The organism is Mesorhizobium australafricanum, assembly GCF_033977265.1.
Taxonomy (GTDB): domain Bacteria; phylum Pseudomonadota; class Alphaproteobacteria; order Rhizobiales; family Rhizobiaceae; genus Mesorhizobium; species Mesorhizobium australafricanum.
In genome coordinates this window covers 52382-68126 of record NZ_JAVIIT010000014.1, presented here as the reverse complement: position 1 = coordinate 68126, position 15745 = coordinate 52382, and the positions used below count along the sequence as shown (strand labels likewise).

Here is a 15745-nt window from a genome sequence, read left to right as displayed (position 1 = left end):
AGCCCCAGCCGTTTCATCGCACAGTGCTCTCCATCAATTGACGGAGAACCGGCACCATGGCCAGGGGCAGGTCTTCGGCTATCAAACCCGGCCCAAAACGGCTGCCGGCTTCGGCGTGTATCCAGACCCCGGCGCAAGCCGCTTCGAAGGCCGGCATGCCTTGAGCAAGCAAGCCGGCGATAATGCCTGCCAGCACGTCGCCCGAACCGGCGGTGGCAAGCCATGGCGCGCCGTTGCTGTTGACCGCAGCGCGGCCATCCGGCGATGCGATCACGCTGTCGGCGCCCTTATAGACGATCACGGCGTTGGAACGCTCTGCGGCGGCACGGGTCTTGGCCAGCTTGGAGAGTGCCTTGTCGCCTGCAATGTCCGGAAACAGCCTGCCGAATTCGCCCTCATGCGGCGTCATGACCAGCGCCGGCGCGTCCGGCCTGCCGGCAGCCTCGAACAGCGTCGTGGCCGCATTGCGAAAAGACGTGATGCCGTCGGCGTCGAGCACAAGGCCCTCGACACCGCCGTCCTGCCGTTTCCCGGCAAGCACGGCAAGGGTGAAATCGCGCGCCTTGTCGCCGATGCCGAAGCCGGGGCCGAGGACAAAGGTCGACGGCCGACGATCGCCGATAACGTCATGCACGTCCTCGATCGCGTCGACCTTGCGCAGCATGATCGAGGTGAGATGCGCAGCGTTTACCTGCATGGCGTTCGCCGGAGAGAGCACGGTGACAGCCCCTGCCCCGCTTCGGGCTGCCGCTAGTGCCGAAAGGCGTGCCGCGCCCGTCGCGGATGGTCCGCCCGAAAAGACGCTCGTGTGACCACGCTTGTATTTGTGCGCGTCGACGGCCGGCACAGGGAAGCTCGCGATCCAGAGCCCGGGTCGGTTCTCGAAGGCTCGCGGCGCGAGCTCATCGATAATCTCGTCACGAATGCCGATGTCGGCCAACACGATCTCGCCGCATCGCTCGCGGCCAGGCAGCAGCAGGTGTCCGGGTTTCTTTCGTGCGAAGGTCACTGTGAGGATCGCGCGAAATGCCGAGCCGAGTACCTCGCCGCTGTTACCGGAAACGCCGGAAGGCAGGTCGACGGCCACCACCGGCAGATTCAGCTCCGTCACGGCCTGAACTGCTTTGGCGGCATCCCCCGAGAGCGGCTTTGACAGGCCGGCTCCATAGAGAGCGTCGACCACGAGCGAGCCAGGTTCCGCCTGAAAAGCCGACAACGGCCGCCGCTCGATCCGACATTCGGCGGCCGCGAGCGCGGCGTCGCTGCCCGCCCGCGGTTCGCTCGTTACCCACAGCGCCACGCTGACGCCGGCCTCGGCCAGCCGCCGCGCCACGACATAACCGTCACCGCCATTGTTGCCGGGGCCGCACATCACATGCACCCGTGCCGACGTTGGGTAGCGCGCCAGCACCACCGCGGCAACCGCCTCGCCGGCACGTCGCATCAGTCCGTAGCCGTCGAGCGGCCCGGCCGCGATCGCCAGCCTGTCCGCCTTGGCCATTTCGGCCGGGGAAAGAAGTTCATTACGCATGGGATTGCCGATCTTCATGCGATCAAGCATTGTCCAGTTTTCGGTTCGAAGCAAACCACCGCGACCGCGCATCATCTTGCTGACGCGTCGTATCCGGGAGGGGGTCTGCCTGCAAATTGCGCTGCCTGCCCATTTTTTGCGCAGACGTGAGGAGGAGCGATGTATAGGGTTTGGGCGTCGATGACGCATCCGATGCAGCGGATGACGCGAATTTGCATCCGAATGCGGCATGGGGTCGAAAACGCCCCTCACCGCCTGCACTCCTCAGGATTGGCACGGTTCGTGCTTGATGGAGGCGCAAGCGGGGCACACAACCCGTCTTCTTGGCAGTGGAGGCCACTTTTTACATGAAAAAGATCGAAGCGATCATCAAGCCATTCAAGCTGGACGAAGTGAAGGAAGCGCTTCAAGAGGCCGGACTGCAAGGCATCACCGTCACCGAAGCCAAGGGTTTCGGCCGCCAGAAGGGCCACACCGAGCTTTATCGCGGCGCCGAATATGTCGTCGACTTCCTGCCCAAGGTGAAGATCGAAGTGGTGCTCGGCGACGAGGCCGTCGAAGGCGCCATCGAGGCCATCCGCAAGGCGGCGCAAACAGGCCGCATCGGCGATGGAAAAATCTTCGTCTCCAACATAGAGGAAGTCGTGCGCATCCGCACCGGCGAGACCGGCATCGACGCCATCTGACCCGAACCTATAATCCATTCCGGACGTCATCACACAGGGAAGAAATGACATGACGACAGCCAAAGACATCATGAAGCAGATCAAGGACAACGACGTGAAATTCGTCGACCTGCGCTTCACCGATCCGCGGGGCAAACTGCAGCATGTGACGATGGATGTCGTCGAGGTCGAGGAAGACATGTTCGCCGACGGCGTCATGTTCGACGGTTCCTCGATCGCCGGCTGGAAAGCGATCAACGAGTCCGACATGGTGCTGATGCCGGATACGGACACCGTCCACATGGATCCGTTCTTCGCCCAGTCGACCATGGTCATCCTGTGCGACATCCTCGATCCGGTCTCCGGCGAGGCCTACAATCGCGATCCGCGCGGCACCGCCAAGAAGGCCGAGGCCTATATGAAGTCGGAAGGCATCGGCGACACCATCTATGTCGGCCCGGAAGCCGAATTCTTCGTGTTCGACGACGTCAAGTACAAGGCCGATCCCTACAACACCGGCTTCCGCCTCGACTCGACCGAACTGCCGTCCAACGACGACACCGACTACGAGACCGGAAATCTCGGCCACCGTCCGCGCATCAAGGGCGGCTATTTCCCGGTGCCGCCGATCGATTCCTGCCAGGACATGCGATCCGAAATGCTGACCGTGCTCGCTGAAATGGGCGTGCGGGTCGAAAAGCACCACCATGAGGTCGCCGCCGCCCAGCACGAGCTAGGCATCAAGTTCGACACACTGGTGCGCAACGCCGACAAGATGCTGATCTACAAGTATGTCGTGCACCAGGTCGCCAACGCCTATGGCAAGACGGCCACCTTCATGCCGAAGCCGGTGTTCGGCGACAACGGCTCGGGCATGCATGTCCACCAGTCGATCTGGAAGGGTGGCAAACCGACCTTCGCCGGCAACGAATATGCCGGGCTGTCGGAGAGCTGCCTCTATTACATCGGCGGTATCATCAAGCACGCCAAGGCGATCAACGCCTTCACCAATCCGCTCACCAACTCCTACAAGCGTCTGGTGCCGGGCTATGAGGCGCCGGTGCTGCTCGCCTATTCGGCGCGAAATCGCTCGGCCTCCTGCCGCATTCCGTTCGGCAACTCGCCGAAGTCGAAGCGCGTCGAGGTCCGCTTCCCCGATCCGGGCGCGAACCCTTACCTCGGCTTCGCAGCCATGCTGATGGCCGGCCTCGACGGCATCAAGAACAAGATCCATCCTGGACAGCCGATGGACAAGGATCTCTACGACCTGCCGCCGAAGGAATTGAAGAAGATCCCGACCGTCTGCGGCTCGCTGCGCGAAGCGCTGCAAAGCCTCGACAAGGACCGCGGCTTCCTGAAGGCTGGCGGCGTCTTCGACGACGACCAGATCGACTCTTATATCGAGCTGAAAATGGCCGAGGTCATGCGCTTCGAAATGACCCCGCACCCGGTCGAGTACGACATGTACTATTCGGTCTAAACGACTACATTTCCGACAAAAAAGAACCCCGGCGCAAGCCGGGGTTCTTGCATGGACAGACGCCAAGCTCGCAGGGAAGCAAGGGAGGACTGCCGACAACAGGTGGTGACTTCAACGCTCAATACGCCGCCTTTGGAAGGTCGGTAGATGTTCATTCGAGACTATCCCGGCATCAGTGCCGTCAAAGTGGGACGGCTTTTTCTTAAGCCGAGGGATGTCTACGAGACAATTACGCAATCCTGCCGCATGGTTTTTCACGAGGCCAGCGACCGGTCACTTCGGTAGGCCGTGCTGGGTCCGCAACGTTGGTTCAATATGCGGGTATCAACTACGTCGTCGCCACGAGACATCAATTAGGTATTGCGCGTGGCGCAAGCGTGCCAACGAACGTTCTCGACACAACTGAGTCAAGTCTTTCCTAGTCGGCTACCCGACGATCGACCGCGAAAGGTCGCGACAAAAAAGCCTCGGCGTTTCCGCCAAGGCTTTGGTCGTCAAGGAACGGCGCGGAGCCGCGCGGTAATAGATCAGGCTGCGGCCGAAACCTTCGCGTCGGTCGAAACCTCCGAGATCGTCTTCAGGACCTGCGAGGCGATCTGGTAGGGGTCGCCCTGTGAATTCGGGCGGCGGTCTTCCAGATAGCCCTTGTAGTCATTCTTGACGAAGGAATGCGGCACGCGGATCGACGCGCCGCGGTCGGCGACGCCGTAGGAGAACTTGTTCCACGGCGCGGTCTCGTGCTTGCCGGTCAGGCGCTTGTCGTTGTCCGGACCGTAAACGGCGATGTGATCCATCAGGTTCTTCTCGAACTGCGCCATCAGTGCCTCGAAATAGGCCTTGCCGCCGACTTCGCGCATGTAGCTGGTCGAGAAGTTGCAATGCATGCCCGAGCCGTTCCAGTCGGTGTCGCCGAGCGGCTTGCAGTGGAACTCGATGTCGATGCCGTATTTTTCCGTCAGGCGCAGCAGCAGGTAACGCGCCATCCACATCTGGTCGGCGGCCTTCTTGGAGCCCTTGCCGAAAATCTGGAATTCCCACTGGCCCTTCGCCACTTCGGCATTGATGCCTTCATGGTTGATGCCGGCGGCGAGGCAGAGATCGAGATGCTCGTCGACGATCTGGCGGGCGACGTCGCCGACATTCTTGTAGCCGACGCCGGTGTAGTACGGGCCCTGCGGGGCCGGATAGCCGCTCTCCGGGAAGCCGAGCGGGCGGCCGTCCTTGTAGAAGAAGTACTCCTGCTCGAAGCCGAACCAAGCACCCTCGTCATCGAGAATGGTCGCGCGGCTGTTCGATACATGCGGCGTGACGCCATCGGGCATCATGACTTCGCACATCACCAGAACACCGTTGCTGCGGGCCGGATCTGGATAGAGCGCCACCGGCTTCAGCACGCAGTCGGAGCTGCGGCCCTCTGCCTGGTTGGTGGAGGAACCATCGAAGCCCCACAGCGGCAGCTGCTCGAGCGTCGGGAACTCGGCAAACTCCTTGATCTGGGTCTTGCCGCGCAGATTGGGGGTCGGGGTGTAGCCGTCGAGCCAGATATACTCGAGCTTGTACTTGGTCATTCCAGTGCCTCTCGTTGCTAGGACGCCGCAAGTGGGCGGCATCAATGCATGGCCGGACCGCGCCGGCCTGCCGATGATTAAAAAGCAAGTCGTATGCCACTCGGCTCTCACGGGGTGCGGCAAAATGGTCAAGGCAAAGCGTTGATTTTGCTGAGCCGTCTCAGCAATGCGCCCGGATCGCTCAGTTGCCATTTTTGCTTATAAATTGGGCATTTGCTGATCTTTTCGCAGGCATATTGCCTAAAGGAATCGCAGGACCTATTTTGCTGGAAAGGTGAATCGACAAGCTTCCGAGGAAGCAAGGAGACCGGCCATGCAAGTCACGCCATCGCGTTCGTCGGCAAAAATCCTGATGTTCCCACTTGCAGCTCGCAAGTCTGCCTCAAATATAGGCGCCAAGGCCAAATTCGCGGCAGAACTTGCAGCGCTTCGCGGCGAACACGCCGACTTCGATGGCTGGTATCACGAAGCGGCCGTCGAGGAAGAGAACCTGCAGCGCAAGAGCTGACCGCTTCTTCCGGTTCGGCACGAAAAAGCCCGGCGTGATCACTCGCGCCGGGCTTTTCGTTTGCAGAGGATCGATCGGCTACTGCTTGGCGTGCAGATCGGTACCGAGCGTATCCCTGACGAAGATCATGCCGATGATGAGCGACATCGCCGCGATGATCACCGGGTACCAGAGGCCATAATAGATATCGCCTTTATAGGCGCTGAGCGCGAACACCGTCGCCGGCAGCAGGCCGCCGAACCAGCCATTGCCGATGTGGTAGGGCAGCGACATGCCGGTGTAGCGGATGCGGGTCGGGAACATCTCGACCAGGATCGCCGCGATCGGTCCGTAGACCATGGTCACGAGCAGCACCAGGATGAACAGGATGCCGATCGTCATCGGCCAGTTGATGGCGGCCGGATCGGCGGTCATCGCGAAGGGGCCGCCACCCGGGATATTGTAGACGGTGACGTCCGGCGCACCGGCTGCCTCGTCCTTGGTTAAAAGCTTGTCGGTGATCGCCTTGTCGGTCGGAACCGTCGTCTTCTCGCCGCCGCGGATGGCTGCGGCATCGAGCTTCAGTTCCGGATTGGCTGCGATGAAGGCGTCGAGCTTCTGGTCCGGAACCTTGGCCGCGGCACGCTTCAGGGGATAGCCGCCGTCCCGCAGCGACGTGTTCACCGCTTTCTGGAAGGCGGCCTCCTTGGCCTTGGCCTGGTCCCCGGCGGCGACGGCGTCATAGGACTCAACCGTCTCGCTGCCAATCTTGACCGTGGCCGCCGTGCCGGGTGCCGCCGTCGTGACGACGTCGTAAGGCACCGAGTTCTTGGTCAGGAAGGAAGTTGCTATGTCGCAGGATGTCGTGAACTTCGCCGTGCCGACCGGATTGAACTGGAACTTGCAGTCGCCGGGTGCGGCCGTCACCGTCGCGCGGGTGTTCTGCTGGGCCGTGGCCAAAGCCGGATTGGCGGCCCAGGTCAGCGCCTTGAACAGAGGGAAAGTGCCGACGATGCCGAGTGCAAGGCCGGCCATGATGATGGGCTTGCGGCCGATCTTGTCCGACAGCCAGCCGAACACGACGAAGAAGATCGAGCCGACGGCCAGCGCGATCGCGATCATGATGTTGACCGACTGCGCGTCGACCTTCAGCACGTTGGTGAGGAAGAAAAGCGCATAGAACTGGCCGTTGTACCAGATCACCGCCTGGCCGGCGGTGAGGCCGAGCAGCGCCAGAAGCGCGATCTTGGCGTTCTTCCACTGGCCGAAAGCTTCCGTCAGCGGCGCCTTGGAGCCCTTGCCCTCTTCCTTCATGCGCTGGAAGGTCGGCGACTCCGAGAGCGACAGCCGGATCCAGACCGAAACGGCAAGCAGCACGAAAGAGACGATGAAGGGAATGCGCCAGCCCCAGGCGGCGTAGGTTTCCTTGCTGAGCGATCCCTGCACGATCAGGATGACGATCAGCGACAGGAACAGGCCGAGCGTCGCCGTGGTCTGGATCCAGGATGTGTAGAAGCCTCGGCGGTCGTCGGGCGCGTGCTCGGCGACATAGGTCGCGGCACCGCCATATTCACCGCCGAGCGCCAGGCCTTGCAGCATGCGCAGCCCGATCAGGATCACCGGAGCTGCGATGCCCCAGCTCGCATAACCGGGCAGCAGGCCGACCAGGAAGGTCGACAGGCCCATGATCGTCATGGTGACGAGGAAGGTGTATTTGCGGCCGACGAGGTCGCCGATGCGGCCGAAAAGCAGCGCGCCGAACGGGCGAACAAGGAAGCCGGCGGCAAAGGCGAGCAGCGCGAAAATGTTGCGCGTCGCCTCCGGAATCGTCGGGCTGAAGAAGGTTGAGCCGATAAAGGCCGCCAGCGAGCCGTAGAGATAGAAGTCGTACCATTCGAAAACGGTGCCGAGCGACGAGGCGAAGATGACTTTCTTCTCCTCCCGCGTCATGCCGCGGCTGGTTCCGCCGGCGGTCGAAGCCATTGCCATTTAAATATCCTCCCGTGAGATCCCGTCTGTCCTCGGTGGCTGCGCGCCACCTTCCGTGCTCCTCCGAACCCGGACTCGAAAAAAGCAGCCAACGAAGAAAAAATGACAGAAAGGGCGGGCGAAAGGCACCGCGACGATGGGATTATGACTTTGGTATTAGGTGCGCTGCGAAAGCGGCGCGGCGCTTGGAGTGGCTCAGCCCTGGTGGATCGCCGATCCGCTCCAAGTTTGTTTTACGCAATCCCGGACGGAAGGCTGCTGCGAAGTCGCCGAGCCCAACCGCTACGCACTTTTCCTGGAATTGCTTTAGCCTTGCAGTGCCTCGAGCAGGCTGACCGCCGCCATCATGTCGCGTTTGCGGGCCGAGCGGCGCGCAACGGCCTCCGCATCATGGCCCCAGTGCTCGATCTGCCAGTCCTCGTCGACATGGCCGGCGGCCCAGGCTTCCTCACCATCGAGTTCGCCGAAATCGACGGCCAGCGCCAGCAGCGCCGAACCGGTCAGCGCGGTCATGACATGGATGGCGGCCAGCCGCATCGGGTCGGAGCGCTGGCCAAGATGCGCGCCGAGGACGGCGATGGCTTCGCGCGGCTGCTCGACATGGATGACGCCTTCGGCAAGGTTGAAGCGCGCGCCGAGATGGCCGTGTGCCCAGTCCAGCACCGGATCCCATAGCTTGTTCTGACGGTCGACCAGGCCTTGCGGACCGTCGGCGCGATAGCAGAGCAGATCGGACGAGGCGAAGCGCAGGACATCCTCCAGCACCGCCTGCGGGTCGGAGGCGACGCCGTCGATGGCGGTGTTGACGAGGCGCATGACCGGCATCGTGACGGGATCGATGACCTCATCCTGCGCGCTGAATTCATCGGCCACCAGCGCGGCCGCCTTTTCGGTCGGCAGCACCATCACGGCCTTGCCCGGCGTGCGCACCGGCCTGCCGTCGAGATGCACGGCAAAGCCACCTTCCGCCGGGACGACCGAAACGGCCTTATAAAAACGCTTCGGTAGTGGCGTCTTCATCTGGATCTGGGCGCGGCGCACCGGATCGGGATCGGAAAGCAGTTTTCCGGCTTCGAGGTCTTCGAGGATGTCGCGCATGTCGAACTCCTTAAAGCAATTCCAGGAAAAGTGTGAAACGGTTTTCCGTGTGGGATTGCGTCAAACAAAGAGACAGAGCGGTCGCCGTTTCTGTGAAACGATGAACGCTCTAGGGTGCGGGCTGCCTGCGCGCCGGGCGGTTGACGATGATCAGGCCAGCGGCGATCAGCCCCAGCGCAAGGAAGATCCTGATCGTCGGCGGCTCGCCCAACAGCACCGCGCCGCACAGAACGCCGAACACCGGTGACAGGAAGGCGAAGCTCGACAAGCCGGCCGCCGGATAGCGCGTGAGCAGCCAGAACCACAACACATAGGTGAAGGCGACGATATAGAAAGACTGGAACAGCAGCGCCAGTGTCGGCAAGGCGGCAACCGCGCGGATCGGCGGGCCCGCGAACGGCATCACCAGGGCACCGACAATGGCGGCGCCTGCCAGTTGATAAAGCAGCAGTTTCTCGGCGCTGGTCTCGACCAGCTTCGACCGCTTGATGACGATGCTGGTCGTCGCCCAGAGGATGCCTGAACCGAGGCTGAGCAGGTCTCCTGTCAGCGTTGCGTCGTTTCCGGCGACGATGCCGTCGGAAAAGACCGCCACGAGGCCGCAGAATGCAAGGATGAGCCCGGCCAGCTTGCGGGCATTGATGCGTTCGGCCAGCAGGAAATGGCCGCCGATCAGGACCCAGAACGGCATGGTGTTGACCAAGAGCGTGTTGCGGGCAACGGTCGTGTATTCGAGCCCGATATAGAGGCACAGGAACTCGACGCCGAAGAGGACGCCGACGACGATGCCGGCGCCAAGCGTCCCGTCAGCTTCGAAGAGCTTGATGCCGCGCAGCCGGCACCATCCGAGCACGCAGAGCCCGCCGAGAAACGACCGTGCGATCGAGACGAAGACAGGGTCGTAGCCAGCATAGGATATCTTGGCGGCAACGTAGTTCAGCCCCCAGGAAAATGTCAGCCCGACCATGATGGCGGCCGCCGCCATGTCGACCGCATTGCGGCGATCCAATGCAGGCGCAGCCGCCAATGTCAGTCCTCCGCACTCTGTTCGTCAAAGCCGATCAGGTTCCAGCTCTGACGCATATGCGGCGGCATCGGCGCCGTGACATCGATGACGCCCTTGTCGGGGTGCGGGATGATGATGCGGCGTGCATGCAGATGCAGGCGGTTTTGAATGCCGCCTGGGAAATCCCAGTTGGTATCGGCCTCGAAATATTTGGGATCGCCGATGATCGGGCAGCCAATATAGGCGGCATGAACGCGAAGCTGGTGTGTGCGGCCGGTATAAGGCTCCATTTCAAGCCAGGTCATGGTCTGCGCCGCCTGCTCGATGATGCGGTAGAAGGACACAGCGTGGTCGGCGCCTTTTTCACCATGCGCGGCCACGCGTACGCGGTCGCCGTCCTCAGTCGGCTCCTTGATCAGCCAGGTCGAAATCTTGTCCTCGCGCTTCGGCGGCACGCCCTTGACCAGCGCCCAGTAGGTCTTCTTGGTCTCACGCGCCCGGAACGCTTCCGACAGCTTCATCGCTGCAAGACGCGTGCGGGCAACCACCAGCACGCCGGAGGTGTCGCGGTCGAGGCGGTGCACGAGGCGCGGCTTCTCGCCCTTCTGGTTGCGCCAAGCCTCCAGCATGTCGTCGACGTTGCGGGTGACACCCGAGCCGCCCTGCACCGCCAAGCCGGCCGGCTTGTTGAACACGAAGACTTTCGGATCCTCATGCAAGAGCATCTTGGCGAGCACGTCGGCATCACCCTGATTGCGGATCGAGTGGCCGGTGAGCGGCGCGTCGCCTTTCTTGTCGACATCAAGCGGCGGGATGCGCACGGTCTGGCCGGGCTCGACGCGCGTGTCGGCCTTTACCCGACCTCCGTCGACCCGGACCTGGCCCGAGCGTAAGAGCTTTTGCAGGTGGCCGAAGCCGAGGCCCGGGAAATGGACCTTGAACCAGCGATCGAGCCGCATGCCCGCCTCGCCGGCCTCCACCGTGATCTGTTCAACACCTGCCATGACTTCGCTTTTCCATTTGAAAGCGGCGCCATAGCACTAAGGCACGCAGGTTGCGAGCCAAAGACCCAATAAAGCACGGCGATTGCCCCAATCGTCGCGATGTCCGGTCATCGACACCAGCCGAACCGGGACAACAGCGCGATGCCCAATCAGTTGGCGGCGGCCTTCGGCTTGGACGAGCCGATCATCTTCCAATTCTTGTAGAAGACGGAATTGATGCGCTCGACGCTGACCGAGACGACGGCAAGAAGACCCGCGATCAGCCTCGGGAATGGAGACGGACGGATGATGTCGACGAAAACGCAGTAGCGGCGGCCGTCATATTCGTTGACCGACCGGTGGAACAGCGTGTCGTCGAAGATGAACAGCGGATTGTCGTACCAGTAGTTCTTCTTGCTGCCGCACTGGACGAATATCTCGGCCTTCACCGGAATCAGATTGTAGAGGATGCGCAGGCTGAGCCGGAGCGGACCGAAGTGCCAGGACGTGGATTCGCGCTTGCTGAAAACAGATACCGCGATCGTCTTGATGTATTTGTAGTCCTTGTTGAATTCGGGGACGTTGTCGATCTTGTGCTTGCCATACCACTGGTAGACATACATGCCGCGACGGCCGGCGCCGAAATTGGCGTCGATATCGGCGATGATCTCGTCCTTGCGTGCGTTGAAGACGCCCAGGACCTCGTTGATCTCGCGCTGATAGTCCTCGGGGAACTGCTCGGGCTTCCAGACACCGGGATTGCGGTAGCAGAGCAGGTCGACGATCAGGTTGAACGGCGACAGCAGCCAGGTGAACAGGCCGTTGCCGAGGAAATAGCGGTCGAACAGATTGCGGTCCTTCTGGTCGTTGCGCATGACGTCGATCAGGCCGCAGACAACCCAGATCGCCGTAATGATCGGGATGAAGTAGAAGCCGAGCGCGAGAACCACGACCGCGATAGCAGCCTTGCGGAGCGTCTTGACGGTTTGCTTTGTCATTGTCATTCGCGCGGGAGCGCGATCCTGTTCCGTTTGCCAAAATCACGGCGACCCCCGCCCGCCGTGGGTCTAAATAAGATTTTTTGTTTCCCGGCACAATGCCGTCGCACAGGCCTCAATGGTCGGCCAGCGCAAGTATGTGGAGTATGTTACTCCACTTCAATTCAATGCACAGCCGGCAAGCCAAGCTCGTCCAATCTTTCCCTGGGGATCGGATCGCCGCCCAGGAATTCCAAGCCGACGACGCTTTCGCCGTCCCCGACCAACTCGCAGCGGCATCAGCCCCAGCGCCGTGGCGAGCAGCGCGTGCAGTGCGATCGACGTGGATATGCCCCAAGGCGTGGTTTCGCGACGAAGCGTGCCGACCACAGGGGCGCGCAACTCAACCGTTCCGTTCGCTGCGCAGCTTTGCCCAGTATTCCAGCCGCTTGCGGATATCGCGCTCGAAACCGCGCTCCGGTGGATCGTAGAAAGTACGCCGACCCATCTTTTCCGGAAAATAGTCCTGGCCGGAAAACGCGTCCGGCTCGTCATGATCGTAGCGATAGCCGGCGCCGTAATCCTCCTGCTTCATCAGCTTCGTCGGCGCGTTGAGGATGTGCTTGGGCGGCAGCAGCGAGCCGAACTCCTTGGCGGCCGCGGTCGCGGCCTTGAAGGCGTTGTAGACAGCATTCGATTTCGGCGCCGTGGCCAGGTAGACGGCGGCCTGAGCGAAGGCGAGCTCGCCCTCCGGCGAGCCCAGATAGTCATAGGCGTCCTTGGCAGCATTGGCGACGACAAGCGCCTGGGGATCGGCGAGCCCGATATCCTCCACCGCCATGCGCACGAGCCGGCGGCCGAGATAGAGCGGATCCTCGCCGGCATCGAACATGCGGGCGAGGTAATACAGGGCGGCATCCGGATCGGAGCCGCGCACCGATTTATGCAGCGCCGAGATCAGATTGTAGTGACCGTCCTGCCCCTTGTCGTAGATCGGCGCGCGGCGCTGGATGACACGCTGCAGGCCTTCCGGGCTGAATACCTCGCCTTTTTTGGCGGCGCGCCAGACCTCCTCGGCCAGCGTCAGCGAGGCGCGGCCGTCGCCGTCCGCCATGCGGATGAGCATCGCGCGCGCCTCTTCATCGAGCGGCAGCGCCCTGCCCTCGGTTTCTTCGGCCCGCGCCAGGAGCTTGGCAATGCTTTCTTCGCCCAGCGAACGGAACACCAGCACGCGCGCTCGGGACAACAACGCGGCGTTCAGCTCGAAGGACGGGTTCTCCGTGGTGGCGCCGACCAGCACCACCGTGCCGTCCTCCATGACGGGGAGAAAACCGTCCTGCTGGGCGCGGTTGAAGCGATGGATCTCGTCGACGAAGAGCAGCGTCTGGCGGCCGTTGGCACGCCTCAGCTTGGCGGCCTCGAAGACCTTCTTGAGGTCCGCGACGCCGGAAAACACGGCCGATATCTGCTCGAAGGCAAGATTAGTCTCGCCGGCTAGCAGCCGCGCCACCGTCGTCTTGCCGGTGCCGGGCGGACCCCAGAAGATCATCGAGCCGAGCGAACCGGAATCGATCAGCCTGGTCAGCGCGCCGTCAGGGCCGGTCAGATGCTCCTGCCCCACGACCTCGCCGAGGTTCTTCGGGCGCAGCCGATCGGCAAGCGGCCGGCCGGGCGGCGCCTTCTCCGGTTCATCGGAACTGAACAGATCGGCCATACAAGTCTTTTGGTTGAATCGCGATCCCGCTCTTTTGAGAGCATGATCTTGTCCGAACACCGGTTCCCACTTTTTACTACGCGGATTTTCGGTTCGAGATCATGCTCTAAATGGGCAGATCGCCTCAATAACGCAACACCTGGCGCAGTATCTGCCCGCCGCGCTCGACGGTAAAGCGCCACCAGCGCGTGTCCTGCTGGGCAACCTGTGCCAGCGTCGCCGCGGTATCGACGGTGGTGCCGTTCACCTCACGCACGATATCGCCGGGCTGGAAGCCGAAATCGGCGGCCGGCGAATCGCGGCTGATATCGATGACGGTGACGCCCTTGAGATCGGTGCGAAGGCCAAGCCGCTGGGCAAGCCTGGGCGACAGTTCAGCGACCTTGGCGCCGGAAAAGGGACTGCGGCCACGCAAGGTGACTTCGCTGGGCTTGGCGCCTTCCGGCGCGCGCTCCAACGGGATTTCCATCGTCGCCTGCTGGCCCTTGCTCAGCACGGCGAACGTCGCCTTGGTGCCGATCGACAGCGTTGCCATGCGATAGTCGAGCGCCTCGATGCTTTCGACAGGTGTATTGTTGAGCGACAGGATGACATCGCCCGGCTTCAGCCCGGCTTTGCCGGCGGGGCCTGCGGCGTCCACCGTCGACACCAACGCGCCGGTCGGCTTCTCCATGCCGAGCGATTCGGCGATCTGCGGCGTCACCATTTCAAATTCCGCACCGATATAGGGGCGCTCGAAGAAGTCGAGCCCGGCCTTGGCGGCATCGGCAAATGCGCGCACCATGTTCGCGGGGATGGCGAAGCCGATGCCGATCGAGCCGCCGCTGCGGCTGTAGATCGCCGTATTGATGCCGACCAACTGGCCGCCCATGTTGATCAGCGCGCCGCCGGAATTGCCGGGGTTGATGGCGGCATCGGTCTGGATGAAATAGCCCGAATCCGAGACGCCGATATGACTGCGGGCGAGCGCCGAGACAATGCCGCTGGTGGTGGTCTGGCCGACGCCGAACGGATTGCCGATGGCCAGCACGAGGTCACCGACCTCGAGCGCGTCGGAATCGCCGATGGCGATCACCGGGAACGGTTTGTCGGCCGAGATCTTGAGCACCGCGAGGTCGAGCGTCTCGTCCTTGAGCATGACCTTGGAGGTGAACTCGCGCCCGTCCGCGGTCGCGACCTTCACTTCATCGGCATTCTTGATGACATGGTAATTGGTGACGATCACGCCGCTCGGATCGACCAGCACGCCGGAGCCCAGCGACGACTGCGCGCGCGGCTGCGCGCGACCGAAGAACTCCTCGAAGAAGGGATCGCCTTCGAAGGGCGAGGTCACCTTTGCGGTCTGCGAGGCATAGACATTGACGACGGCCGGCGCCGTTTGCTTGACCAGCGGCGCGAAGGAAAGCTGCACCTCCTCGCGGCCGAACGGCACGCGCTTGTCGGGGCCGGACGTGCCGTTCTCGCCTTCGACGCCATGCAAGAGATCGGTCAGCACGTCGGAGAGGCCCGGATCGGCCGGCTTGGCGGCGTCCTCGGCAAAAGCCTGTCTTGCGGCCGGTGCCGCAGCGAAGACAGCCAGCGCGACAACAAGAAACAGTCGTTTGAGGTGCATTCCGAATCCTCCAGATCGGGCGCCATTGTCCCGACGATTGTGCAGAATGAAAGGCTAATGCACACAAATGCGACACTTGTCGCGCAAAAGCATGGACCGGGGCGTGAAATTCCTATCACCCGGCTCAAACCTGATCCGAATGCAAAAGGGGCCCGTAGGCCCCTTGAAGTCATTGAAGAAAACGCAGGGCCTCAGGCGGCCGCGGCTTCCTCATTGGCGCCTTCCGCCTCGAGGCGGGCGCGGTCGCCGGCGCCCTTGGCCGAGGTGTCGCGGTCAACGAACTCAATGACCGCCATCGCGGCGTTGTCGCCCTTGCGGAAGCCCGCCTTCATGATGCGCAGATAGCCGCCGTTGCGGGTGGCGTAGCGCGGAGCGATGGTCTCGAACAGGCGCTTGACGACGCCTTCATTGCCGATCTGCGCGATCACCTGGCGGCGGGCGTGCAGGTCGCCGCGCTTGCCGAGCGTGACGAGCTTCTCGACGATCGGACGCAGGTCCTTCGCCTTCGGCAGGGTGGTGACGATCTGCTCGTGCTCGATCAGCGAGACGGCAAGATTGGCGAACATCGACTTGCGATGGCTGATGCTGCGGGCGAAGCGGCGGCCTTTGAAACCGTGGCGCATGGCTCTTTTCCT

Annotated in this window: 13 protein-coding genes; 3 read left to right on the top strand and 10 right to left on the bottom strand. The window is 62.4% G+C overall.

The window, feature by feature from the left end; translation table 11 throughout:
* Positions 1 to 13: 13 nt before the first annotated feature.
* Positions 14 to 1531, bottom strand: coding sequence for an NAD(P)H-hydrate dehydratase (locus tag RFM98_RS23740; protein WP_320311079.1), 1518 nt, complete (start codon positions 1529 to 1531; stop codon positions 14 to 16).
* 347 nt (positions 1532 to 1878) lie between these two features.
* Between RFM98_RS23740 and RFM98_RS23735 the strand changes: the two genes are divergently transcribed.
* A complete protein-coding gene (locus tag RFM98_RS23735; protein WP_018428041.1) occupies positions 1879 to 2217 on the top strand; it encodes a P-II family nitrogen regulator in 339 nt (112 codons plus the stop codon).
* Positions 2218 to 2266: 49 nt separating this feature from the next.
* Positions 2267 to 3676, top strand: coding sequence for a type I glutamate--ammonia ligase (gene glnA / locus RFM98_RS23730; protein ID WP_320297955.1), 1410 nt, complete (start codon positions 2267 to 2269; stop codon positions 3674 to 3676).
* 527 nt (positions 3677 to 4203) lie between these two features.
* Here the strand turns inward: glnA and RFM98_RS23725 are convergent.
* A complete protein-coding gene (locus RFM98_RS23725) occupies positions 4204 to 5244 on the bottom strand; it encodes a glutamine synthetase beta-grasp domain-containing protein (RefSeq protein WP_320311078.1) in 1041 nt (346 codons plus the stop codon).
* A gap of 313 nt (positions 5245 to 5557) precedes the next feature.
* On the opposite strand from RFM98_RS23725, the gene RFM98_RS23720 reads away from it, so the two are divergent.
* A complete protein-coding gene (locus tag RFM98_RS23720; RefSeq protein ID WP_320311077.1) occupies positions 5558 to 5752 on the top strand; it encodes a DUF2735 domain-containing protein in 195 nt (64 codons plus the stop codon).
* A 78-nt stretch (positions 5753 to 5830) separates the two neighbouring features.
* Here RFM98_RS23720 and RFM98_RS23715 read toward each other — a convergent pair whose 3' ends face one another.
* The 8 genes from RFM98_RS23715 to rplQ form a co-directional block, all read right to left on the bottom strand.
* Positions 5831 to 7720, bottom strand: coding sequence for an MFS transporter (locus RFM98_RS23715; RefSeq protein WP_320311076.1), 1890 nt, complete (start codon positions 7718 to 7720; stop codon positions 5831 to 5833).
* Positions 7721 to 8026: 306 nt separating this feature from the next.
* Positions 8027 to 8818, bottom strand: a complete 792-nt coding sequence (locus RFM98_RS23710) for an ATP12 family chaperone protein (protein WP_320311075.1) — start codon at positions 8816 to 8818, stop codon at positions 8027 to 8029.
* 109 nt (positions 8819 to 8927) lie between these two features.
* Positions 8928 to 9803, bottom strand: coding sequence for a DMT family transporter (locus tag RFM98_RS23705; protein WP_320311150.1), 876 nt, complete (start codon positions 9801 to 9803; stop codon positions 8928 to 8930).
* A gap of 44 nt (positions 9804 to 9847) precedes the next feature.
* Complete coding sequence (locus RFM98_RS23700; protein WP_320311074.1) at positions 9848 to 10828, bottom strand: RluA family pseudouridine synthase; 981 nt, start codon at positions 10826 to 10828, stop codon at positions 9848 to 9850.
* A 149-nt stretch (positions 10829 to 10977) separates the two neighbouring features.
* Complete coding sequence (locus RFM98_RS23695; RefSeq protein WP_320311073.1) at positions 10978 to 11805, bottom strand: aspartyl/asparaginyl beta-hydroxylase domain-containing protein; 828 nt, start codon at positions 11803 to 11805, stop codon at positions 10978 to 10980.
* 382 nt (positions 11806 to 12187) lie between these two features.
* Positions 12188 to 13498 (bottom strand): replication-associated recombination protein A, encoded by a 1311-nt coding sequence (locus RFM98_RS23690; protein ID WP_320311072.1) that lies wholly within the window; start codon positions 13496 to 13498, stop codon positions 12188 to 12190.
* 124 nt (positions 13499 to 13622) lie between these two features.
* A complete protein-coding gene (locus RFM98_RS23685) occupies positions 13623 to 15110 on the bottom strand; it encodes a DegQ family serine endoprotease (RefSeq protein WP_320311071.1) in 1488 nt (495 codons plus the stop codon).
* 191 nt (positions 15111 to 15301) lie between these two features.
* Positions 15302 to 15733, bottom strand: a complete 432-nt coding sequence (gene rplQ, locus RFM98_RS23680; RefSeq protein WP_320311070.1) for a 50S ribosomal protein L17 — start codon at positions 15731 to 15733, stop codon at positions 15302 to 15304.
* Between the last annotated feature and the right edge of the window lie 12 nt (positions 15734 to 15745).

Excerpts from the sequence above, each read along its gene's own strand:
- RFM98_RS23740 (WP_320311079.1), bottom strand. The coding sequence starts at position 1,531 with ATGCGTAATGAACTTCTTTCCCCGGCCGAAATGGCCAAGGCGGACAGG.
- RFM98_RS23735 (WP_018428041.1), top strand. The coding sequence starts at position 1,879 with ATGAAAAAGATCGAAGCGATCATCAAGCCATTCAAGCTGGACGAAGTG.
- glnA (WP_320297955.1), top strand. The coding sequence starts at position 2,267 with ATGACGACAGCCAAAGACATCATGAAGCAGATCAAGGACAACGACGTG.
- RFM98_RS23725 (WP_320311078.1), bottom strand. The coding sequence starts at position 5,244 with ATGACCAAGTACAAGCTCGAGTATATCTGGCTCGACGGCTACACCCCG.
- RFM98_RS23720 (WP_320311077.1), top strand. The coding sequence starts at position 5,558 with ATGCAAGTCACGCCATCGCGTTCGTCGGCAAAAATCCTGATGTTCCCA.
- RFM98_RS23715 (WP_320311076.1), bottom strand. The coding sequence starts at position 7,720 with ATGGCAATGGCTTCGACCGCCGGCGGAACCAGCCGCGGCATGACGCGG.
- RFM98_RS23710 (WP_320311075.1), bottom strand. The coding sequence starts at position 8,818 with ATGCGCGACATCCTCGAAGACCTCGAAGCCGGAAAACTGCTTTCCGAT.
- RFM98_RS23705 (WP_320311150.1), bottom strand. The coding sequence starts at position 9,803 with ATGGCGGCGGCCGCCATCATGGTCGGGCTGACATTTTCCTGGGGGCTG.
- RFM98_RS23700 (WP_320311074.1), bottom strand. The coding sequence starts at position 10,828 with ATGGCAGGTGTTGAACAGATCACGGTGGAGGCCGGCGAGGCGGGCATG.
- RFM98_RS23695 (WP_320311073.1), bottom strand. The coding sequence starts at position 11,805 with ATGACAAAGCAAACCGTCAAGACGCTCCGCAAGGCTGCTATCGCGGTC.
- RFM98_RS23690 (WP_320311072.1), bottom strand. The coding sequence starts at position 13,498 with ATGGCCGATCTGTTCAGTTCCGATGAACCGGAGAAGGCGCCGCCCGGC.
- RFM98_RS23685 (WP_320311071.1), bottom strand. The coding sequence starts at position 15,110 with ATGCACCTCAAACGACTGTTTCTTGTTGTCGCGCTGGCTGTCTTCGCT.
- rplQ (WP_320311070.1), bottom strand. The coding sequence starts at position 15,733 with ATGCGCCACGGTTTCAAAGGCCGCCGCTTCGCCCGCAGCATCAGCCAT.